Source organism: Cupriavidus sp. GW823-FHT07A04, assembly GCF_058794615.1.
The window spans coordinates 321890-343416 of the sequence record NZ_JBXAHA010000007.1; the positions used below are offsets into that span (position 1 = coordinate 321890).

Annotated in this window: 17 protein-coding genes; 3 read left to right on the forward strand and 14 right to left on the reverse strand. The window is 66.2% G+C overall.

The annotated features are described in order from the left end of the window. Window positions 1–82 precede the first annotated feature (82 nt). The 3 genes from AC1Q7Q_RS14825 to hppD all read right to left on the reverse strand — a co-directional run bounded on the left by AC1Q7Q_RS14825 (window position 83) and on the right by hppD (window position 3980). A complete protein-coding gene (locus tag AC1Q7Q_RS14825) occupies window positions 83–1285 on the reverse strand; it encodes an amino acid aminotransferase (RefSeq protein WP_492375915.1) in 1203 nt (400 codons plus the stop codon). 65 nt (window positions 1286–1350) lie between these two features. Next, on the reverse strand, window positions 1351–2748 hold the full coding sequence (locus AC1Q7Q_RS14830; protein WP_492375914.1) for an amino acid permease: 1398 nt from the start codon (window positions 2746–2748) through the stop codon (window positions 1351–1353). Window positions 2749–2906: 158 nt separating this feature from the next. After that, window positions 2907–3980, reverse strand: a complete 1074-nt coding sequence (gene hppD, locus AC1Q7Q_RS14835) for a 4-hydroxyphenylpyruvate dioxygenase (RefSeq protein ID WP_174426710.1) — start codon at window positions 3978–3980, stop codon at window positions 2907–2909. Window positions 3981–4215: 235 nt separating this feature from the next. Between hppD and AC1Q7Q_RS14840 the strand changes: the two genes are divergently transcribed. Beyond that, complete coding sequence (locus AC1Q7Q_RS14840) at window positions 4216–4689, forward strand: Lrp/AsnC family transcriptional regulator (RefSeq protein WP_174426711.1); 474 nt, start codon at window positions 4216–4218, stop codon at window positions 4687–4689. 59 nt (window positions 4690–4748) lie between these two features. Here the strand turns inward: AC1Q7Q_RS14840 and AC1Q7Q_RS14845 are convergent, their stop codons facing one another. Further along, complete coding sequence (locus AC1Q7Q_RS14845; protein ID WP_492375913.1) at window positions 4749–6167, reverse strand: aminotransferase-like domain-containing protein; 1419 nt, start codon at window positions 6165–6167, stop codon at window positions 4749–4751. 123 nt (window positions 6168–6290) lie between these two features. Between AC1Q7Q_RS14845 and AC1Q7Q_RS14850 the strand changes: the two genes are divergently transcribed. Next, window positions 6291–6857 (forward strand): DJ-1/PfpI family protein, encoded by a 567-nt coding sequence (locus AC1Q7Q_RS14850; protein ID WP_492375912.1) that lies wholly within the window; start codon window positions 6291–6293, stop codon window positions 6855–6857. Window positions 6858–6876: 19 nt separating this feature from the next. Here the strand turns inward: AC1Q7Q_RS14850 and AC1Q7Q_RS14855 are convergent, their stop codons facing one another. The 10 genes from AC1Q7Q_RS14855 to AC1Q7Q_RS14900 all read right to left on the reverse strand — a co-directional run bounded on the left by AC1Q7Q_RS14855 (window position 6877) and on the right by AC1Q7Q_RS14900 (window position 20559). Beyond that, window positions 6877–8106, reverse strand: coding sequence for an MFS transporter (locus AC1Q7Q_RS14855; protein ID WP_492375928.1), 1230 nt, complete (start codon window positions 8104–8106; stop codon window positions 6877–6879). A 177-nt stretch (window positions 8107–8283) separates the two neighbouring features. Beyond that, window positions 8284–8613, reverse strand: coding sequence for a hypothetical protein (locus AC1Q7Q_RS14860; protein WP_492375911.1), 330 nt, complete (start codon window positions 8611–8613; stop codon window positions 8284–8286). 171 nt (window positions 8614–8784) lie between these two features. Beyond that, entirely contained in the window at window positions 8785–9030 is a 246-nt protein-coding gene (locus tag AC1Q7Q_RS14865; protein ID WP_492375910.1) for a hypothetical protein, read from the reverse strand. Window positions 9031–9161: 131 nt separating this feature from the next. Further along, the gene (gene kce / locus AC1Q7Q_RS14870) at window positions 9162–10085 is read right to left on the reverse strand and encodes a 3,5-dioxohexanoate:acetyl-CoA acetone transferase (RefSeq protein ID WP_492375909.1); all 924 of its coding nucleotides are present in this window, start codon (window positions 10083–10085) and stop codon (window positions 9162–9164) included. A 57-nt stretch (window positions 10086–10142) separates the two neighbouring features. After that, window positions 10143–13604, reverse strand: coding sequence for an indolepyruvate ferredoxin oxidoreductase family protein (locus tag AC1Q7Q_RS14875; protein ID WP_492375908.1), 3462 nt, complete (start codon window positions 13602–13604; stop codon window positions 10143–10145). 126 nt (window positions 13605–13730) lie between these two features. Beyond that, window positions 13731–15056, reverse strand: a complete 1326-nt coding sequence (locus tag AC1Q7Q_RS14880) for an OmpP1/FadL family transporter (RefSeq protein WP_492375907.1) — start codon at window positions 15054–15056, stop codon at window positions 13731–13733. A 74-nt stretch (window positions 15057–15130) separates the two neighbouring features. Further along, complete coding sequence (locus AC1Q7Q_RS14885) at window positions 15131–16105, reverse strand: fumarylacetoacetate hydrolase family protein (RefSeq protein ID WP_492375906.1); 975 nt, start codon at window positions 16103–16105, stop codon at window positions 15131–15133. Window positions 16106–16118: 13 nt separating this feature from the next. After that, window positions 16119–16715 (reverse strand): VOC family protein, encoded by a 597-nt coding sequence (locus AC1Q7Q_RS14890; RefSeq protein WP_492375905.1) that lies wholly within the window; start codon window positions 16713–16715, stop codon window positions 16119–16121. Further along, window positions 16712–18676, reverse strand: coding sequence for an FAD-dependent monooxygenase (locus tag AC1Q7Q_RS14895; RefSeq protein ID WP_492387179.1), 1965 nt, complete (start codon window positions 18674–18676; stop codon window positions 16712–16714). The genes AC1Q7Q_RS14890 and AC1Q7Q_RS14895 overlap by 4 nt, the downstream gene beginning before the upstream one ends. 41 nt (window positions 18677–18717) lie before the next feature. Continuing rightward, on the reverse strand, window positions 18718–20559 hold the full coding sequence (locus AC1Q7Q_RS14900) for an FAD-dependent monooxygenase (protein ID WP_492376254.1): 1842 nt from the start codon (window positions 20557–20559) through the stop codon (window positions 18718–18720). Window positions 20560–20796: 237 nt separating this feature from the next. On the opposite strand from AC1Q7Q_RS14900, the gene AC1Q7Q_RS14905 reads away from it, so the two are divergent. Next, window positions 20797–21525 carry a TetR/AcrR family transcriptional regulator gene (locus tag AC1Q7Q_RS14905; RefSeq protein ID WP_492376253.1) on the forward strand — a complete coding sequence of 243 codons (729 nt, stop codon included), beginning with the start codon at window positions 20797–20799 and terminating at the stop codon, window positions 21523–21525. The last annotated feature ends 2 nt before the right edge of the window (window positions 21526–21527 follow it).

The window sequence follows — 21527 nt, forward strand, 5'->3', positions numbered from 1 at the left end:
CTGATTTGAAGCAAACAGCGAGTTCACTGCCCCGCGCGGGCGGGAAGACTAACTGCCGCGCGGGACGTAGTTCAGCCGCCCGTCAGGCCGCGGGCACCAGCACGCTGGCAATCGCTTGTGCCACCTGGGTCACGTTGCGCTCGTTCAACCCGGCCACGCACATGCGTCCCGAACGCAGCAGGTACACGCCGTGCTCCGTGCGCAGGCGGTCCACCTGATCGGCCGTCAGCCCGGTGTAGGTGAACATGCCACGCTGCGTGAGGTAGCGCGACAGCGCCTCGCCACTAACGTGGGCGGCCAGGCCCTTGTGGATGGCCGCGCGCATCTTGGCGATGCGCTCGCACTTGCCCGCCAGCTCGCGCTCCCAGATCGTACGCAGCGCCGGCGTGGTCAACACCCGGGCCACCACCCGGGCGCCATGCGTGGGCGGGTTGCTGTAGTTGGCGCGCACCGCGCCCGTCAGCTGGCCGAGCACCCGGCCGGCTTCTTCGGCGCTGTCGCAAACCACGCTCAGCCCGCCGCAACGCTCGCCGTACAGCGAGAAGTTCTTCGAGAACGAATTCGCCACCAGGCACGGCACGCCCTGGGCCACCAGCTCGCGTACCGCGAAGGCGTCGTCGTCCAGGCCGGCGCCAAAGCCCTGGTAGGCCATATCGACGAAAGGCAGCAGCTCATGCTGCTTGAGCAGCGTGATGAGCTGGCGCCATTGGTCGTGGTTCAGGTCCACGCCGGTGGGGTTGTGGCAGCAGGCGTGCAGCAGCACGATGCTGCGCTTGGGGATCAGGCGCAGCGCGTCCAGCATGGCGTCGAACTTCAGGCCGCCGGTGGCGTCGTCGTAGTACGGGTACGTGTTGACGGTGAAGCCCGTGCGCTCGAAGATCACGCGATGGTTCTCCCAGCTCGGATCGCTGATCCAGACCTGGGCGTCAGGGAAATAACGCTTGAGGAAATCCGCGCCCACGCGCAGCGCGCCGGAACCGCCCAGCGTCTGCACCGTCGCGATGCGCCCCTCGGCGCGCGCCTGGCACGGCTCGCCGAAGACCAGCGCCTGCACGGCGTCGCGGTAGGCCGCAAACCCGGCCATGGGCAGGTAAGGCCGCGGGCCCATGTCGGCCATCAGCTCGGCTTCGGCTTTCGCCACGGCCTGCATCACCGGCAGCCGGCCTTCGTCATCGAAGTAGATGCCGATGCTCAGGTTGACCTTATCGGTCCTGGGATCGAGTTGAAAGCTCTCGTTGAGGGAGAGGATCGGGTCGCCCGGATAGGCATCGATGTGTTCGAACATTGGATACTCTGGCTGGAGTGCTGGGATGGGTCGGAGCCGGCGGCCAGTGGCCGCCAGGGTCATCATTATGCCGATACGCGTTCGGGCAGGGCCGGTTCGGCGCGCTTTTGCTTTTGCCTGAGGCGGTAGCTCAGGCCCAGTACGGCCAGCCATGCCGGGATCAGATACACCGAGACGCGCAAGCCGGGCGTGAGGTACATCACGTAGAGGATACCCGCCAGGAAGGCCAGGCACACATAATTCGTCAGCGGATAGCCCAGGCTCTTGAAACGCGTTTCCTGGCCGGCTGCGCGCTTGTCGCGGCGGAACTTGAGGTGAATGATGCTGATCATCGCCCAGTTGATGATCAGTGCCGAGACCACCAGCCCCATCAGCAGCTCAAAGGCCTCGCCGGGCATGAAGTAGTTGATCACCACGCAAGCCGCGGTGGCCAGCGCGGAAACACCCAGCGCGGCCAGGGGGATCCCGCGCTTGTTGACCTTCAGCAGCGCCTTGGGCGCATTGCCCTGCTTGGCCAGGCCGTACAGCATGCGGCTGTTGCAATACACACCGCTGTTGTAGACCGACAGCGCGGCGGTCAGCACCACGGCGTTCAGCACCGTGGCAACGATCTCGCTGTTCATCGCGTGGAAGATCAGCACGAACGGGCTGCCGCCGGTGACGACCTTCTCCCACGGGTACAGCGAGAGCAACACGCCGAGAGCGCCAACGTAGAAGATCAGGATGCGATAGATCACCTGGTTGGTGGCTTTGGGAATGGTCTTTTCCGGCTCATCCGCTTCTGCCGCGGTAATGCCCACCAGCTCCAGCCCGCCGAACGAGAACATGATCACCGCCATGGCCATGACCAGGCCGGAGATCCCGTTCGGGAAAAAGCCGCCGTGCTGCCACAGGTTGGACACGCTGGCCTGCGGGCCGGCCGTGCCGGACGCCAGCAGGTAGCCGCCGAACACGATCATGCCGACGATGGCCAGCACCTTGACGATGGAGAACCAGAACTCCATTTCGCCGAAGGACTTGACGCTGGTCAGGTTGATGGCGTTGATCATGAGGAAGAACGCCAGCGCGGAAACCCAGGTGGGGATGTGCGGCCACCAGTACTGGACATAGATGCCCACCGCCGAGAGCTCCGCCATGCTGACCAGGATATACAGCACCCAGTAGTTCCAGCCCGACATGAAGCCCGCGAAGCTGCCGCAGTATTTGTTGGCGAAATGGCTGAAGGAGCCTGCCACGGGTTCGTCGACCACCATTTCGCCGAGCTGGCGCATGATGAAGAACGCGATGATGCCGGCCACCGCGTAGCCGAGCAGGACCGAGGGCCCCGCCATCTTGATGGTCTGGGCAATGCCCAGGAACAGCCCGGTGCCAATCGCGCCACCTAGCGCAATCAGCTGGATGTGCCGGTTTTTCAAGCCACGCTTGAGCGTCGCGTCTGTATTGTCGGAAGCGTTGGGAACCATCTTTGTCTCTCTACCCACTCTTTTGGAATGTCGGCCTGCGCCTCTCGCGTGTCGCGGGCGCTTGGGCTTCGGCCAGGCACCACCGGCGCGCAGTCATGCTGCTGCGCCGGCGGTGTTGATGCGGTCAGTGCCGGGCGTGCCGGCTTGCCTTGTGGGCCTCAGACCTTGAGCGTGCCGCGCTCGATCTGGTCGCGTTCCAGCGATTCGAACAGCGCCTTGAAGTTGCCTTCGCCAAAGCCTTCGTCGCCCTTGCGCTGGATGAACTCGAAAAACACCGGGCCGAGCGAGGCCTTGGAGAAAATCTGCAGCAGCAGGCGGGGCTTGCCGCCTTCGGTGGTGCCGTCGACCAGGATGCCGCGCGCCTTGAGTTGATCCACAGGCTGGCCGTGGCCGGGCAGGCGCGCTTCCAGGCCGTCGTAGTAGTAGTCGTTGGGTGCCGTCATCAGGGGCACGCCGGCCATCTGCAGGCTGTCGATGACTTCGATCAGGTTGTCCGTCAGGAAGGCGATGTGCTGGATGCCTTCGCCATTGAAGGCCATCAGGAATTCCTCGATCTGGCCGCTGCCCTTGGACGATTCTTCGTTCAGCGGGATGCGGATCTTGCCATCCGGCGCGGTCATGGCCTTCGAGGTCAGGCCGGTGTATTCGCCCTGGATATCGAAGTAGCGGATTTCGCGGAAATTGAAGAGCTTTTCGTAGAAATTAGCCCAGTAAGCCATGCGGCCACGGTAGACGTTGTGCGTCAGGTGGTCGATCAGGCGCAGGCCATGGCCCACCGGATGACGGTCCACGCCTTCGATGAACTCGAAGTCGATGTCGTAGATGGACTTGCCTTCTTCAAAGCGGTCGATCAGGTACAGCGGCGCGCCGCCGATGCCCTTGATCGCCGGCAGGCGCAGCTCCATCGGGCCGGTGGCGATTTCCACCGGCTGCGCGCCGAGTTCCAGCGCGCGGGCATAGGCCTTGTGCGAATCCTTCACGCGGAACGCCATGCCACAGGCGCTGGGGCCGTGCTCGGCGGCAAAGTAGGCAGCCGGGCTGTGCGGCTCGCGGTTGACGATGAAATTAATGTCGCCCTGGCGGTACAGCACCACGTCCTTGGAGCGATGGCGCGCCACCAGCGTGAAGCCCATCTGCTCGAAGATCGGTTCCAGTAGGTTGGGAGTAGGCGAGGCGAATTCCACGAATTCGAAGCCCATCAACTGCATCGGGTTTTCAAACAGATCGGCCATGGTGTGCTCAACGAAAAGTTGGGGGACGAGAGAAATAATATTGCGGCTCCTGCGCGCCAGCGCATCGATGCGCAGTGCCAGGCACGTGCGGAACAGGCTCTCATTTACCCGTCCGCACTGCTAATCTGGAGTTCAGTGTATATTCCGGGCCGCAAAATAGGATTTCGTAATCCACGCAGGCAAACCCTAGATCATGAGATAAAATTTCATGATTCACGGCAGGTAGGAAACAAAAGTGCACAAAGATGAGCTAGACCGCATCGACCGGCGCCTGCTGGGGGCGTTGCAGGAAAATGGGCGCGCGTCCAACCTGGAACTGGCCGAGGCCATCCGCCTGTCGCCAGCCCAGACGCTGCGCCGCCACCGGCGCCTGGAAGAGCTTGGCGTCATCAAGCGCTATGAGGCCCGGCTGGACTCCGCCAGCCTGGGCTTCGGCGTGGTGGCCTTTATCCATGTCACGATGGAGCGCGGCCATATCCGGGACCTGTCGAACTTCAAGGGGTTGGTCGCCGAGCTGGCGCAAATCCAGGAGTGCTTCTCCGTGACCGGCGATATCGACTATGTGCTCAAGGTGGTGGCGCGCGATCTGAAGTCGCTGTCGGACTTCCTGCTCGACACCCTGATGCGCATCCCGGGCGTGAGCGGCGTGAAATCCAGCGTTTGCCTGGACGAGATCAAGTGCACCAGCGCCATGCCGCTGGAGCCTTGAGCCAGGTCCTCTGACTGCTGGATTGCCGAGGCCGCGGGGCAGCCACAGCCAGCGCACGATCAAGCTTGCACCGCCGCGAGCGCGCCGATGCGGTCGAGCGCGGCAAGCAGCTTTGGCGTGGCCGGCTGGGCGCAATTGATCCGGACATGATGCGCGTACCGGCTGGCGTCAGGGCAGAACATGGCACCCGGACCGATGCTGATGCCCTCGCTCGCCGCCGCCTCGCACAGCGCTAGCGCGTTGACATGGGCAGGCAGTTCCACCCACAGCAAGAAACCATCGTCGGGCGCGCGCAGCTTCGTCCCCGCTGGCCAGGCGGCCGCGATGCGGGATGAGAACGTGCGCACCGAGTCCTTGATCCGCTGGCCGTAGCGCCGCAGATGCCGGTCGTAGTCGCCGCTCGAGAACATGTCGGCCAGCGCCGCCTCGAACAGCGGCGATCCGGCCAGGCTCGCCTCGACCCGCGCCTCCAGCACCGCCTCGAAGCGGTGGCCCGGCGCGATCCAGCCGATGCGCCATCCCGGCGCCAACGTCTTCGACACCGACGTGCAATACAGCACATTGCCGGACTCGTCGAACGCCTTGCAAGCCGGCGCCCGCGGCTTGCCGGCCGAGAGATCGCCGTACACGTCATCCTCGATCAGCGGCACCCCGGCATCGTCAAGCAGTTGCACCAGCGTGCGCTTGTCGGCGATGGACATCGTGAAGCCCAGCGGGTTGTTGGCGGTGGGCACCGACACCACGGCGCTAACCCGATGCCGCTGCAGGATCTGCGCCAGCGCCGCCAGGTCCATCCCGGTACGGGGATGGGTGGGCACCTCGATGGCGCGCAGCCCGAGGCTGCGCAGCAGCATCAACGTCCCGAAGTAGCAAGGCGACTCGACCGCGACCACATCGCCCGCTTTGCAGGTCACCTGCAGGGCAAGCCGCATGGCCTGGCTCTGCCCTTGTGTGAGCACCAGTTGATCGGGCGAGATGTGCAGGCCCCAGCGCGCCGCGCGGCGCGCGATCTGGCTGCGCAAGTCGAGGCGGCCCGGTGGCACGCTGTAGGCCAGGCCAGACGCCCCGAGCCTGCGGGCCGCGCCCAGCATGCTGCGCGCCAGCGCCTTGTCCGGCAGCCATGCCGCGCACGGCGATGCGGCCCCCAGCGCAACCGGGCCGGGCGCGCGCACCTGGGCGAATAGCGCATGCACATTGGCGGTCAGCGTCACCGGCCGGGCCGTGGCACCAGGTTGCGGGGCCAGCGGCTCGGCGGGCATGTCCGCGCAAACGTAGAAACCTGACCTTGGCCTGGCCACCACAAGGCCGCTCGCCTCCAGCACCCGCAGCGCGTGTTCCGCCGTTGGCGCGCTAACCTGCTCGATCTCGGCCAGCCGGCGCACCGACGGCATTTTGGCGCCGGGTGCCAGGTCGCCACGGCGGATGGCCGCGCGCAGCCGGTTGGCGATCACCTGGTAGTTCGGAGGGCTGTCCGCCATCTCTATCTGCTATCTGTATAGCTATGAAAATTGATTGATTGACTATACAGCCAAGTCGCGAGCGCGGTGAGAATCCCGTCTCCGAAGCGGACATTCCCTTCATTGATCCAATAGGAGAACCCGATGAACATTGCCATGCTGGCTTACGATGGCTTCACCGACGTCGATCTGTTCCTGCCCTGGGACCTGCTCAACCGGGTCCAGGACCCAGCCTATGTCGGCTACGCCAAGCCTTGGTCGGTGCGGATCTGCGCAGACACGCCGCAGGTGACCTCCAACACCGGCATCACCATCACGCCGCATGGCGGCTTGAGCGAGCTTGCCAAGGCCGATGCTGTGTTCATTGTCAGCGGCCCCGGGTCGCGGGCCAAGCTCAACGATCAAGGCTTCATGGGGCAGCTCAAGCTGGATCCGGCCAGGCAGGTGATTGGCGCGATCGACTCGGGTGTACTGTTTCTCGCCCGCCTGGGGCTGCTCGATGGCCTGAGCGCGACCACCTACCCGGGCGTGTTCGAAGAGCTCGAGGCCATGGGCGTGAAGACCGAGCATCGTCCGCTCGTGGTGCACGGCCAGATCGCCACGGCGGGTGGATGCCTGGCGACGCAGGATCTGGCGGGCTGGATGGTCTCGCGGCTGCTTGGCCAGGATATTGCTGACAGCATGCTGGAGATGATCGCCAAGGTCGAGTGACGAACCGAGGCCGCGGGGCTTAGCGCTTGATCACGGACGGGCTGGATGGGCTGAAGAAATACGGCGCCACGGCAAGCGCCACTACCGCGGCAGCCGTGAGGAAGATCGTCGAATAGGTCTTCGCCACCGGCCAGTGCCGGGCATCGCCCATGCTGGCGATCAGGCCGAATCCCCACGACGTCAGCGCCGAGCCCAGGAACACAAAGGTGTTGAGCACGCCAAGCCCGCGCCCGCGCGAAGACGGCGGCACCAGGCCGCGCCCCTGCGCCATGACCAGCGGATGCAGCATGCCGATGGTCGACAGCAAGGCCATCAGCCCCACACCGGAGACGATGCCATGCGTGGGCCAGAGGCTCAGCAGGATGGCGCCCGACATCGCAAAGCAGGACCATCCCGCGATGGTGGTCTTGAGCGAGCTGCGCCGGACCAGCACGGGCAGGAAGAACGCCGTCAAGAACCCGCTCACGCTCAGCAGCGTCAGCGCGATGCCCCGCGAGCCGGAATCCAAGCCGTACACGCTGGCCAGGTAAGGGCCGCTCCATGCGTTGCGGAACGCCGTGCCTGCCGCCATGGCCACGCACATCGGGATCAGGGTCCACAAGGGGACGATGGCCAGCAGCTTCGCGCTTTGCGAGAGCATGGCGCCCAGCGGCACACCACGCGCCTGGGCATGGCCATCATCCCGCACGAAGCGCCAGACACCGTAGCAGGCCACCACCATGCACAACGCCGCGGCGGACATCGCCACGCGCCAGCCGAGCAGATGCATGGCCCATCCGAGCGGCGCCGTGGCGCACAGCGCGCCGATCATGCCGGTGGCATTGGACTGGCTGACGACCCGCGTGTAGTTTTTCTCGGAAAGTTGCTCGGAAGCAAAATGCAGCAGCCCCATGAAGACCGGCGCGCAAGCCAGCCCCAGCCCGGCCTGCGCCAGCATGGCGACGGTACCGTTCGGCGCCAGCGAGAACATCACGGCGGACACCGCGCCAATGGCCAGCAGCAACGACGTCGGCTTGCCCACGCCATACCGGTCGAACGCGATCCCCACGGGAATCTGCGCAACCGCGAATGCCAGGAAGAAGGAGGAAGACAAGGTGCCGAAGCCCGCCGCCGACAGGCCGAAGTCGTGCTGGAGCTCCGGCGCCATCACCGCCAGGCAGCTGCGATAGAACTGGCTCAGCGCGAACGCGAAGGTCAGCAGGAAGATGCCCCTGCGCGCGCGCCGCGCCAGAGTCGCGGCGTCAGCCACGGAGGTGAGCTCGCGATCATGCGCAGCGCTGGCCGGATTGTTCAACTTGATGTCTCTTCTCGTAGTAGGGCTGCCTTTTACCAGGCTTGTCCCGCAACTTGCCGGAGCATTCGGGATGCAGGACCGGTATTTTACGCCCGCTCCCGCTGGCCTGCTCCGGCCGGCCTCTCGCCCGCGTTATGCCCCGGCGGTGAACAGCGCAAATGAGGCAATGATCGCGATCAGAAGGATCGGGAACGCCCAATACTGCATGGGAATCCAGAACAGCGTATGGCGCTTGCGCAGTTCCACGGATTCCTGCGTGTTGGGATCGACCAGGATGCGGCCCGGACGCGAATTGAGGCGTTTGCCAAGATAGAAGACTGCCGCGGCCGACAGGATCAGCGATAGCACGATGGTCGCGATATTGGAGAGATTCACCAGCGCGCCTAGCAGGCTCATGACAAGCAGGACGGCAAGGGGCAAGATGACAACGAGAAAACCTAAACCTTGCCAGATCAGAAACATGGAACACTCCCGGGTATGGATATCAAGCGGATATAAAAAAAACGAATGCCCCGGATCCGGGGCATTGACGACGAATTATATCCATGCGCCGGATTAATCACAAACCAGAATCCGGGGCCGCCTCGTTATGTCGGGGGCCTGGTCACAACAAGAGCCATCAACAAGCGCGGCTTAGCGCGCCAGCAACTGCTTGGTCTGGTCCGTCAGCGCCTTGAGCCCTTTCTCCACGATCTCGCGCCAGTCGTCCCCGGTCACCATCTGCTTGGACTCGGACACCTCGGTCTTCAGCACCTGCTTGTCCTTGATGCCACCCACATTGCCCTGAAGCTCGACTTCCGATTTCTGGTTGGTCGTGATCGCCCAGAACCCCGGCTTGATCCACGCCCAGCCAGCGTCAGTTGGAAAGAAAAGATCCAAGCCTGGCCGCAATGAGGAAGATGGCAAAGGCGCGGCACGCCGCGCCATTTCCCCTGTATCAGCAACGCAGGCTCAAGTAATGTATCGACAACTTTTTCTGAACCTTTAGCGGTGCGTGACGCCTCCCCTCTTCAAAACCCAACGTTGTCACGCCCCTTCAGCTTCAGCAAATTCCGCGCCTCTTCCGGCGTGGCAACCTCAAGCGACAAGGCTTCGATGATGCTGCGCACCCGCAGCACCTGCGCGGCATTGCTGTTGGCGAGCTTTCCCGGGCCATCCCATAGCGAATCCTCAAGGCCAACGCGCACATGGCCGCCGACCGATGCGCTGATCGCCGCCGCCGGCATCTGGCTGCGCCCTGCCCCCAGCACCGACCAGACATAGTCCTTGCCGAACAGCCGGTCCGCCGTGCGGCGCATATGCATGAGGTCTTCCACATGCGCGCCGATGCCGCCGCGCAGCCCGAGCACCGACTGAATCAGCAGCGGTGGCGTCAAGAGCGCGCGATCCAGGAAATGGGCTGCCGTGTACAAGTGGCCGATGTCATAGCACTCGATCTCGAAGCGGGTCTGGTTTGCGCTGCAGGACTGCAGGATATAGGCGATGTCCTTGAACGTATTCCTGAAGATGCCGTCGTAGCTGCGCTCCAGGTAGGGGCGCTCCCAATCGTGCTTGAGGTCTTTAAAGCGGTCCAGCAGTTCATAAAGGCCGAAGTTCATCGTGCCCATGTTCAGCGATGCCACTTCGGGGCTTAGCTGCAGCGCGGGCTGCAGGCGCTCCTCCACGCTCATGGTGGGCGCGCCGCCCGTGGTCAGGTTGATCACCACGTCGCACGCCCCCTTGATGGCGGGCACGAACCGGCGAAACAGCGCCGGGTCCTGCGAAGGGCGTCCATCCCCGGAGTCGCGCGCGTGGAGATGCACGATGGCGGCGCCGGCCTGCGCGGCGCCGATCGCGCTCGCGGCGATCTCATCAGGCGTGAGCGGCAGATAGGGCGACATGGACGGGGTGTGGATCGACCCGGTGATGGCGCAGGTAATGATGACTTTGTTCATGGCGACGTCTTTGTCTGGGTAGGTGGTGCTGCGGCATGCATTGCATGCCGCTGCCCGTCAGTGTTCCGGGCGCGAGCCGGCCGGCGCATCCCGGGCCGTGGCGCGCCTTGCGAATCCGGCGCGCGCCTGGCGCTCGCGGACATGCCCGTAGCCACGCACACTGGCAGGCCAGGAGAGCAGTTCCCGCAGGCGTGCCTCGGGCCATTGCGCTGCCGCGTGCCCGATGTCATCCAGATCCTCTTCGTAGGCATCGCGCACACGGCGATTGAGCTGCGCTTCCACGCCACGGGCAAAGGGATCGAGCCAGCTGCCGCGCAGGAAGCGCACGCCAGCCAGCAGGCGCATGGCGGGCCGGATCCAGCTGCCAACCGCCGTCTTGCTGATCTTGCCGGTGACGTTGTCTAGCTTGCCGAACGGGCCGCCCGCCAGATGGAACCTGACCTGGAACTCGCCTTCGAACGCCTCGTTCAGGGACTGCAGGAAGGCCGGGCGCGAATACAAGCGCGCCACCTCGAACTCGTCCTTGACCGCCAGCACGCGGAAATACTGCGTCGCCACCTGCCGGACCAGGGCGTCGGCATCGCTTCGGCCTGCCAGCATGCGCCGCACCGATTCCATCCGCTGGCGGTAGCGATCCGCCAGCGCGGTGTTTTGATAATCGACAAGGCGCCGTGCCCGGTCATCGATCAGCGCCGCCAGGGATCCCCCGGCGTTCATCGTCAGCTGAACGACCTGCGCGGGCGCCATCAGGCGGCGCACCGCCGCGTTGTCATGCGCGAGCCAGCGGCCCAGCGCGAACGCCTTCAGGTTGGTGTCGGTCGATACGCCATTGAGCTGTATCGCCTTTTCCATCGCTGCCCGCCGCACGGGGATCGCACCTTGCTGCCAGGCATAGCCCAGCAGCAACATGTTCGACAGGATCGCGTCGCCCAGCAGATGCTGCGCAAGCACCGTCACGTCGATGCACTCGGCGCGCCCGCCCAGCGCTTCGTTCAGGCGGTGCTTGAGCCCGGCCTCATCGGCGGCCCAGTCGGGCTGGCTGGTGAAGTCGCTGGTGGGAACCACCTCCGTGTTGACAAAGGCGCGCGCCAGCCCGGGACGCAGCCTGGACAGCGCGTCCGCGCCGGCCGCGACGATCAGGTCGCAGCCCAGCAGCACGTCGGCTTCGCCGGTGCCGATGCGCGCGGCGTGCAGCATGGCGGCGCTCGGGGCAATGCGGATATGAGAGCCCACCGCGCCGTACTTCTGGGACAGCCCGGTGACATCCAGCGAGCTCCCGGCCCTGCCGTCCAGGTGCGCCGCCATGGTCAGTACGCCGCCAATCGTCACCACGCCGGTGCCGCCGATGCCCGCGACGAGGATCGCCATGGGCTCGAAATCGCCCGGGATAATGGCGTCGGGCAACGCGGGAATCTTGAAGCCCGCCGCCGCCGCGCCTTGCGGCCGGCGCGGCTTTGCTCCCTGCAACGTGACAAAGCTCGGGCAGAAGCCGCGCACGCACGACATGTCCTTGTTGCAGGACGACTGGTTGATCTTGCGCTTGCGGCCCAGCGCCGTCTCAAGCGGCTCGATGGCGAGGCAGCCGGACTGATCGCCGCAATCGCCGCACCCCTCGCACACCTCGGGATCGATATAGGTGCGCACCTGCGGGTCGGGCAGCTTGCCGCGCTTGCGCAAACGGCGTGCCTCGGTGGCGCAGGCCTGGTCGTAGATCAGCACCGACAGCCCGGGATACGCGCGCAGCTCGATCTGCACTGTCTCCAGCGCCGCCCGGTCGTACACCGGCACGCCCAGCGTGGCCCGGCGCGGCGCATCGTATGCCGTCACGTCGTCGGTGACCACGACCAGCTTCTTGATCCCCTCCGCCCGCAGCTGGGCCACGGCCTTGTCGACGCTAAGCTCGCCATCCACGGGCTGGCCGCCGGTCATGGAGACAAAGCCGTTGAACAACAGCTTGTAGGTCATCCGCAGATTGGCCGCAAGCGCCTGGCGGATGGCCAGGTAGCCGGAATGGAAATAGGTCCCGTCGCCCATGTTGGCAAAGACATGGGGCTCGCTGGTAAACGGCGACTGCCCCATCCACATCATCCCCTCGCCACCCATGTGCGAGACGGTGTGTGTCTTCTTCGGGTCATTGAGCATGGCGATCGTATGGCAGCCGATGCCCGCCAGTGCCCGGCTGCCATCCGGCAAGCGGGTCGATGTATTGTGCGGGCAGCCCGCGCAAAAGCTCGGGCGGCGCAGCGGCACGGCTTGTCGCGGCTGGTCCACCGCAACGGCATCCGGGGCCGCGGTCTCAAGCCCCAGCAAGCGCTGGATGGCCTCGGCGATCTGCAGCACGCTCAGCTCATTGCAGATAGGCAGCACCGGCGCGCCTCGGGAGGCCGACCATTCCGGCGCGCCTTCGAACTTGCCGCGCACCACCGGCGGCTGCGCCATGCGCGCATCGAAGAGGATGGACTTAAGTTGCGACTCGAGCAGCGGGCGCTTTTCCTCGATCACCAGGATGGTGTCGAGCCCGTGCGCGAAGGCGCGCACGATCTCGTCCTCCAGCGGCCACACCATGCCGATCTTCAGCACCCGCAGCGCGGCGCCGCGCGCATCGCTGGCGTCGATGCCAAGGCGTTGCAACGCCTGCATGGTGTCGGCGTAGGACTTGCCGGCGGTGACGATCCCGACCCTGGCGCTCGTGCCAGGCCACACCAGGCGGTTGAGCCCGGCCGCCCGCGCGAACTGCACCGCAGCCGGCAGCTTGTGCACGTACAAGCGCTCCTCCGCCGCCGGCGCCATTTCGAAGGCGCGGATATGCAAGGGCCCGTTGGCGTCAGGCAACGCCCCCAACGGCTCGTGCTGCCCCACGTCGACTTCGCCGGCGGACTCCACCACGTCGGTCACCAGCTTCATGCCAACCCAGCATCCGGTGCGCCGCGACATCTCGATGCCACGCAGGCCGAAGTCGATGATGTCCTGCACGTTAGCCGGATACAGCACCGGTATGCCCGCCGCGATCAGCGAGAAATCCGACTGGTGGGCGGTGGTCGACGACTTGGCGCTATGGTCGTCTCCCGCCAGCACCAGCACGCCGCCGGCTGCGCTGGTGCCGGCCAGGTTGCCGTGCTTGAGCGGGTCGCCGCTGCGATCCACGCCCGGCCCCTTGCCGTACCAGATGCCAAACACGCCATCCACCGTGGCGCCGGCAAAGGTACCGACGTACTGCGTGCCCCACACCGCGGTGGCGGCCAGGTCCTCGTTGACGCCGGGCTGGAAGCGCACGTTCGCGGCCTGCAACAACGGCTGGATGCGCCACAGCTCCATGTCCAGCCGGCCCAGCGGCGAGCCACGGTAGCCGGAGATAAAGCCTCCGGTGTTCTTGCCGAACCGGGCATCGATGCGGCGCTGGTCCAGCGCGATGCGCAGGATCGCCTGGTTGCCGGTGAGGAACACCTTGCCGGCCGGCTGCTCGAACCGGTCGTCCAGGCGGGGCGGCTGCAATGCCGCTGGCTCCGTCCGCGTGTTCATGCCGTACCGCCGCTATGTACGATTGCAGGGGCGGTTGCTAGCCGGTTGCCGCGAGAGCGCGGAAGAAGACAAGCCGTCATCGAAACAAACTCCGTGATGAATGAACAGAAAAAGCGCCGGGGGCAATCAGAAGCGCTGCGAGTACTGCACGCCAATGCTTTGCTGCCGCGTTGCCAGGGTCTCCTGGCCCGAGACCGTGGCGTTGCCCGAGAGCTGCGTGGCCACGGCCGACCCCAGCGCCGAGCTGCCCGAGGTGGTGTGGCCCGGCGACAGGGAGTAGAAGACCGACCAGGTGGCATTGGCGGCGGTCGCATAGCCCAGCCCGAGCGTGTAGTGCCGGCGGAACGTGGCCGGCGAGGTGACGTTGTTGGCCGTATCCACATCCGCGTAGGCCGCGCTGTTCAAGGAGACGCCGCCCGACACGTGCCAGGCCGGCGTTACCTGGTAGCGCACGCCGAGCTTGAAGACATTCATGTCCTTCCAGCCGTTGCCCGGGCCACCGCTGCTGCCGCGCAAGGCGGTGCCATCGAACGCGCGATTGCCAAGGCCCGACGTGCCCGAGTAGTTGATGCGCTGGTAGTCGAACAGGAAGGAGAGATCCTGCCTCGGCGACCATTGCATGCCGAGCAGCAGGTTCTCCGGGATATCCAGGCGGCCCTGATCCGCCAGCAAGCCCTCGTACTCCTTGAGCCGCCCCATGCGGATGCGGGGCGAGTACGCCGCGCCAAAGCTCAGCGCATCGCTGGCGCGCCAATAGGACCCAACCCGCATGCCGATGCCAAACGACGACGCCGTGCCCTGGTTGGTCAGGTGGTTCGGCGCCGCCGACTGCGGCGCAAGTGCCTGCAGGCCCTCCGCGCTGAAAAGCTGCCCCGCGATCAGCAGCGAGAAGCCCACCGAGAACGACTCGGAGACCTTGGCGGAGACCGTCGGCGCCATCGTCAGCTGCTTGATCGTGGTGGCAGCCCTGCCGCTGCCGCATAGCAAGTTGCCACGATAGGTGGTGCCGGCCGGTGCCGGCGACGGCGCCAGGCAGGTGGTGGTGTTGCCCTCAAAGTACGTGCCAGCGCCATTGCTGTAGCCGACAAGACTCAGCGACAGGTCCGGATTGATCATGCGGCTGTACGCGATATCGGCCAGCGGCACCCAGCGGCTCTCGCTGTCCGTGCGCGTGTCGAGCACCCCGCCCACTGGCGCCGGCAGGCCCGCTGCGCGGCTCATGCTGGTCCTGCCGTTGATCGCGATCAGGTTGCCGTCGAAGCGGTTGCCGGCCCAGACGGTGGTGGCGGGGTTGCTCGCGCCGCCGAACGCATCCCGCGTCGACGCCGCCGCGGCGCCGGCCACGCCGCGCGCTTCGGCGCCGTAGCCGATCTGGAAGTAGCCGTTGTCGGCCAACGCAAGCGCGGGGCACAGTGCTGCCGCGGATGTGACGATCCACTGTCTTGAATTCACTGCTGTCTCCATTGTCGTTGTGATCAAAGCGGGATCGTCTTTGCGCTCCTCGCAGTAAATTTTTGGGAGGATTGCTACGGTTGATGTCCGGTGATCGAGTTCGTCAGCATGCCAAGCCCGGCGATTTCCACGTCGACCCGGTCGCCGTCGTCCAGGAAGCGCCATTGCTCGATGCCGGCGCAGTTCGGCACGCAGCCGGTGGCCAGCAGCTCGCCGCCGTGCAGCGTCTCGTTGGCCGACGCATAGCTGACGATGCGGTCGATGCGATGGGTCATGCCAGCCGTGCTGCCTTCGCCGCGCACCTCGCCGTTGACGCGCACGGTCACGCCCAGCGCGTGGGGATCGCGGATCTCGTCCGCGGTGACGATCCAGGGGCCGAGGCTGTTGCTGCCATCGAAGTCCTTTCCCTTGGCCGGGCCCGCGCTGGGCCGGGCGCGCATCTCCCTCATGAGCTGTGCGCGTTCGGAGAAGTCGTTGAAGATCACGTAGCCAAAGACATGCGACATCGCCACCGAGGCGTCGATGTTCTTGCCGGGACGCCCGACAACGACGCCCAGTTCGGCCTCGTAGTCCAGCCTGGCGCCGGGATCCGGCCGCAGCACCTTGCTGCCATGGCCGGACAGGTTGAGGCGCACGCCTTTGTAGTAGATCGGTGTCTCAAAGAAGGCCTTGGGCACCTTGCCGGCACCGAGCGCGCGCATCAGCATGCCCGTCGCCGGGCTCACGCCATGCGCCATGACCTGTTGGAACGCATTCTTCAGATGCTGCTCGTACACGCTGAAGCAGCGGATCTGCGGGGGACGGTATGGCACCTCGAAGCGGACTTGCCGCAGCGCATGCGCCGGGTGCGCGCGGCCCGGCTTCGTGCCTTGCGCTTCCAGCTTGCGCAAGGCGGGCAGCGTTTCGTCCTGGTGTTCGATCAGCGCCAGCAAGGTGGCAAAGCGCGGATCCCCGGCAAAGGATGCGGTCACATCCAGCACGCGGTCGCCCGCTAGCGCCAGGCCGACGTGGCTCGCCACATCCGCGGTGGAAAACGTACACAGTCTCACGGTGGGCGGCCTCTCAACGCAACGTCAGGAACTGGCGGCTGGTCACCTCGCCGGGACGCATCAACAGCGCTGCGGGCTCGCCCGCCTGGTAGCGCTCCAGCAGATGCTCCGGATCGAACTCGACGCCGATGGCGTTCTCGGCGAACGCGCCGGAGTGGAACCAGGCCTCCAGTTCCTCCGGTGTGGCGAAGTTGTCGACCTGAAGCTCGGCCTGGATGCCGTCGGGATCGCGGTAGTACAACGACGTGGTCGGCCCGTGGTTGATGCACCATTGCGGGCGCAGGCCGTGGCCCTTCAGGCGCTCGTAGGTATGCAGCAGGTCGCCGAGCGAGCCGAAGGTGAATGCCACATGGTCCAGGCCTGTGCTCTCGCGACGCTTCGGCTCGAAGTTGGCGGCATTGATCAGGGCCAGGCGGTGGTGCTCGTCGTCGTAGGAGAGGAAGCAGAGCAAGGCGTTGCGGTACATCACCCGCGCGCCCAGCACCACGCTCCACCAGTGGATCGTCTCGTCGAAGCGCCGCGTGGTGAGCACGATGTGCGCAAGCTTCTGCGGCGCACGGGCCTCCGGGTCCGGGCAGGGGATAGGAAACTGGTCCATGCTGTCGCTCATTGCATCTCCTTGGTGAGGCTGATGGGGCTGATGGGGCTGATGGGGCTGGGGGGACTGGTAGGGCGTGCCGGCGGTGCTGCGGGGATGGCGGACTGGGACACCAGGCGCGAAATCACATCCGGTAATGTCGCGCACGGATCGGCGCACTGACGCCGGCTGCGCCAGGCCACGATGCCGTCGCCGCGCAGCAGCACCGCGCCGGACTCATCGATCTCCATCGCAGTGGCGAAGGCCGAGGGGCGGATGCGAAACTGCGCGCCGTCTTCGGTCCCGATGCGCGGACAAGCCACGTCGATGCCCCAGTCGGCACGCAACTGCGTCAAGGCCGCCTGCCAGCGCACCCGCTCCCGGTCGCCCACCAGCAGCGTCAGCGGCGCGCGGCGCGCGAGGTCCCGCGTCGACAGCGACTCGCCAGCGGCCTCGCTCCAGAGATGCGGGATCAGCGAGCCCGGGCTGGTGGTCGGCCAGTACTCAGTGCCGCTGTGCGGGGACTGCGGATGCGGATGCGGCTCGCGGCAGACGAATCCACTCGATAGCGCATAGCCAAGATCGGTACCGAGCGTGACAAAGACTTCGCGTTGCTTGTCGATCGCCCTTCTGACCTTGGCGCGCACGGCAACTCCCGCGGGCGCGGTGCTCGCCAGATGGCGCAGGGGTTTCAGGCCGGCCCCCGCCACGGTGCGCAACAGTGTGCGCGCGGCGCGCCTGGGCAGCAGGCGGACCACCGTGGAGCGGGAGAGCGCGGCCAGCGTCTTGAGGCCGGCGGGGTCCGCACCGGCGGCACGCAATACTTCGTCGGACAGGTCGCTGAGCTGCTGCGTGCGGTGCGCGTGGGCGGCGGCGCTCTGCGCGCGCTCGGTGGCATAGCTGGACAACAACCCGTGCGCAAGGCCTTCTGGCACATACCCGCCCAGCAGCAATTGCAGCCGCCACGCCAGGCTCGCGGCGTCTTCGATCCCATGGTTCATGCCAAAGCCGCCGATGGCGGAGAAGCCGGCAGCGGCATCTCCCAGCAACACCACCCGGCCCACCCTGCTGGTCTCGGCGCGGCGCAGCGCCATCGTCCAGGGACGGATCGAGACAATGCTGGCATCGACGCGTTCATCGCCAATCGCCGCACGCACCAGTGCCAGCGCCCGCGCTTTGGGCATTTCGCCGGCGGGCTCGATCTCGGGCAGCACCACCGTCGACAGGACCCAGTCTTCGTCGTCGGCGGTGTGGGCCGTGAGCGTGCCCACGACGTCGGGGTTGAGAATCCAGTACAACGGGCTGGGCCGCGACGTGGTCAGCCTGCCCAGCTTGGCGCGGAAATGGATCTGCGCGACCGCTTGCAATGGGGTTGTGGTGGAGCGCACGCCAAGCAGATGCCGCACGGTGCTGTGCGCGCCATCGGCGCCCGCAACGAAGCGCGCGGTGCGCCGGACGACCCGCCCGCTGCGCAGCTCGCGCAGCGTCAACGTGCAGGCGTCATTGTCCTGCGACAGCGCCTCCAGCTCATGCCCTGCCAGCAATTCGATCAGCGGGCTGTCGGCCACGCGCTGCCGCAGGATGGGATCGGCCACGTTCTGGGACAAGTGCAGCGGGCGGCAAGGGCCGCTGCCCAGGAGGCGGGCGGTATGCACCGGGTCGTTGCCGATCGGCACGCAGCGCCCGAGATCCACCCCTGCCAGTGCCGTGCACCACGTGATGTAGCGCAGCTTGAGCGGCGGCGAGCTGATCTCGCGCAGCGCCTCGGCCAGTTCCGCATCGATCGAGCGGATCACCTCCATGGCGCGGGCCGACCAGACATGTCCGCGCGGATGCGTATCCGTGCCAGGCTGGCGGTCGACCAGCAGGCAGCGAATGCCGCGGCTGGCCAGCAAGAGCGCCAGCACGGAGCCGGCGATGCCGGCACCGATGATCGCCACGGGGCTGGGCTGCCCGGCCTGTCGGAGAGGCACGGCTTCGGGATCGATGTTCACGGGTGGACCTTTCTCTTGAGCTTTGGTGATGTCAGGCACGGTCATGCACTGACAGGCACGGGGACTTGCAGCACTTCGCACAGGGCGGCCAGGACGTCGCCGGGCGCTACGTCCGCCTGCAATGCGTAGCGCCATGCAACGTGCCCATCGGGGCGCACCAGGATGGCGGCGTCGGGAAGGCCACCATTCCACGCGGCAAGTTGCGGGTGGTCGTCGCGATGCGCGATGGCATCGAGGTCCAGACCGCGCACCGGCACGCCTAGCGCCTGGCTCACGCCATGGCCGAGCGCGGCGCACGGCTTGCCATGGCGGCCAAAGCCGGCGAGCAGGAAGTGCGCGTTGCCAACGAGATCGTGCGAAGTGGCCGGCGCCCCCGGGGCGCCTTGCAACCGGAAGTGCGGCAGGCGTGCGCCCGGCGTGAACGACTGCGCCACCTCCAGTACGGGATGTACGGGATGCGATGCGATGGGCACAACCGGCGTTGCGGCGCCGCTCGCACAGATTGCCGCGCTCCGGTAGACGTAGCCCAGGTCCAGCCCCAGTGTATTGAAGTGTTCCATCTGCGCTTCGGCGGCCCGCTGCACGTCTTGCCGGATGCGGGCGAACTTTGGCGAGGACGCTTGCTGCACGTTCCGGGTCCGCGCTTCCACGCTCGCCACCAGCAGGCGCTTGACCGCCGAGCGCAGGGCGCCGGGCAGCACGCGGGCCGGGGCGCTGGCGCGCAGCCGCGCGAGCGTCGGCAAGCCCGCTTCGTCCAGGCCCAGCGCCGCGGTCACCTGCCCCATCTTTTGATGGTTGGCCACGCTGACGCGGCTGTTGGTCTCGGCAACCGGCTTGCGCTCGGCGCCATACGTGTCGAGCAGCCCGGGCGCCGCTTTGCCCTGCATGACAAGGGCCAGCTTCCACGCCAGGTTGTGCGCATCGGCTGCGCCTGTGTTCAGCCCCAGCCCGCCCGTGGGCGGAAAGCGGTGGGCGGCATCGCCGATCAGGAAGGTGCGCCCTTTGCTGTAGGGCTCGGCAATGTGCGCCTGCATCGTCCAGTTCGACAGCGACGTGATGCGCAAGGGCAGATGGCGCTCGCCAAGCGCTGCCCGCAACATGCGCTCGCACCTGGCCACCGGGAAATCGGCCGGCGATTCGTACGCCGGGAAATACGGCGTCATGAACACGGCGTAGCGCGCCGCATCGTGCACGATGAAGGTGCCCGGGGCCTGCGCCGAGAGGATCCAGAACAGGATCGACGGACTGTCCTTGACCAGATGCCGGATGTCGGCCTCGAAGTTGATTGTGATGAGATGCGCCAGGTTGGTCTCCCCCACCATCGGCAATCCCAGCCCACGGCGCACGGCGCTGCCCGCGCCGTCGGCCGCGATCAGCCAGTCGCTGCGCACCCGATACGCTTGGCCGGTGACGGCATCGCGCACCTCTGAGGCCGCGCCGTGCGCGTTATGCTCCGCGCTTTGCCAGACGTGGCCGAAGCGCGCCTCGCAGCGGGCGCGGCGCGATACCTGCGCAAACAGCAGGCGCTCAAGATGGTGCTGGGGAATATTCGCGGTCCGCTTGCTGCTGGCCGCCGCCAGATTGGCAAGGTAAGTGTCGCTGGCGATATCGATGCGCGCCAGGTCTGCCTCGGCCAGGTTGCGCCGCCAGGTCACGAAGCGCGCCCCGGCCGCATGCGTGGTGATGCCGGCCAGGTCCTCGTGCGTGACGCCGATGCCGGCCAGGATCTCCTGCGTTCTCGCGTTGATGACATGCGCCTGCGGGGCGAGATGCAGGTCATCGCGCTGCTCGATCAGCATCGACTCGATCCCCTGGTCCGCCAGCAGCGCCGCCATGAGCATGCCAACCGGGCCCGCGCCCACGATCAAAACCGGAACTTCCAACTCCCGCATACCTGCCCCCAATGTTGCCAGCCACCTCACGGCCGCCATGGGACGTGAATTTATACAAGTATAAGTCAGCGGCACACTGGTACTTATACTTATATCAGGATGACTAGCAAAGGACTGGCAAGGAACTGGCGTTACCGGTTACCGGCGTTCGGCCGCCCGGATTCAAGCCCGGGGCATGTGGGAGAATGACGGGATCGTTACCGTGTGCGAAACGCGTCGCTAGCCAACATGACCCCTGTCGAGACCCGACGCCCCAAGACTTCCGCCCGCAAGCCAGCCGCGCAGACACCTGTGGCCACGGCGAGCGCATCCCGCGCCGCCGAAGCATCGGGGCGGCAACGGCTGATCGAAGCCGCCGAGCTCGAGTTCACGCAAAAGGGGTACGACGGCGCCTCGGTGCTGTCGATCGCCAACCGCGCGGGCGTGAAGCAGCCCCTGCTGAACTACCACTTCGGCAGCAAGGAGGGCCTGTGGCGCGCGGTGGTGGAGAACGCGTACACGGGATCGCTCACAACATCCCGGCAGGCAGCGGATGCGCCCGAACCCGCCGATCCGCTCGCGCGGCTGCAAGCCGCGCTAAGGGCTTTCGCGGTCAGCAATATCCTGCATCCGGCGGCGCACTCGCTTGTGCTGATGGAAGTCGCGCAGGATGGCCCCAGGCTGGACTGGCTGGTGGACAACTACATGAAGCCGTTTCATGACAAGCTCGATGCGCTGATCGCGCAGTGCCACGCGGCGCAATTGCTCAAGCCCTACCCGCCCGAACACGCCAGCGTGACAATGACCGCCACGCTCACGGCGGTTCAGTCGGCCACGCATCTGATCCAGCGCCTTTACGGCGTCGGCCCCATGACGGCCGAACAGGCGGAGCAGCACGCGGAACAGGTCATCGACGTGCTGCTTAACGGCATGCTTGCGCGCCCCGCCAGCCGCCGGCGGACGGCCGGCGCCAGGTAGCG

Coding starts and splice junctions, on each gene's coding strand:
- AC1Q7Q_RS14875 (WP_492375908.1), bottom strand. CDS start 13,604: ATGAACACGCGGACGGAGCCAGCGGCATTGCAGCCGCCCCGCCTGGAC.
- AC1Q7Q_RS14860 (WP_492375911.1), bottom strand. CDS start 8,613: ATGTTTCTGATCTGGCAAGGTTTAGGTTTTCTCGTTGTCATCTTGCCC.
- AC1Q7Q_RS14890 (WP_492375905.1), bottom strand. CDS start 16,715: ATGAGCGACAGCATGGACCAGTTTCCTATCCCCTGCCCGGACCCGGAG.
- hppD (WP_174426710.1), bottom strand. CDS start 3,980: ATGGCCGATCTGTTTGAAAACCCGATGCAGTTGATGGGCTTCGAATTC.
- AC1Q7Q_RS14850 (WP_492375912.1), top strand. CDS start 6,291: ATGAACATTGCCATGCTGGCTTACGATGGCTTCACCGACGTCGATCTG.
- AC1Q7Q_RS14905 (WP_492376253.1), top strand. CDS start 20,797: ATGACCCCTGTCGAGACCCGACGCCCCAAGACTTCCGCCCGCAAGCCA.
- kce (WP_492375909.1), bottom strand. CDS start 10,085: ATGAACAAAGTCATCATTACCTGCGCCATCACCGGGTCGATCCACACC.
- AC1Q7Q_RS14830 (WP_492375914.1), bottom strand. CDS start 2,748: ATGGTTCCCAACGCTTCCGACAATACAGACGCGACGCTCAAGCGTGGC.
- AC1Q7Q_RS14825 (WP_492375915.1), bottom strand. CDS start 1,285: ATGTTCGAACACATCGATGCCTATCCGGGCGACCCGATCCTCTCCCTC.
- AC1Q7Q_RS14845 (WP_492375913.1), bottom strand. CDS start 6,167: ATGGCGGACAGCCCTCCGAACTACCAGGTGATCGCCAACCGGCTGCGC.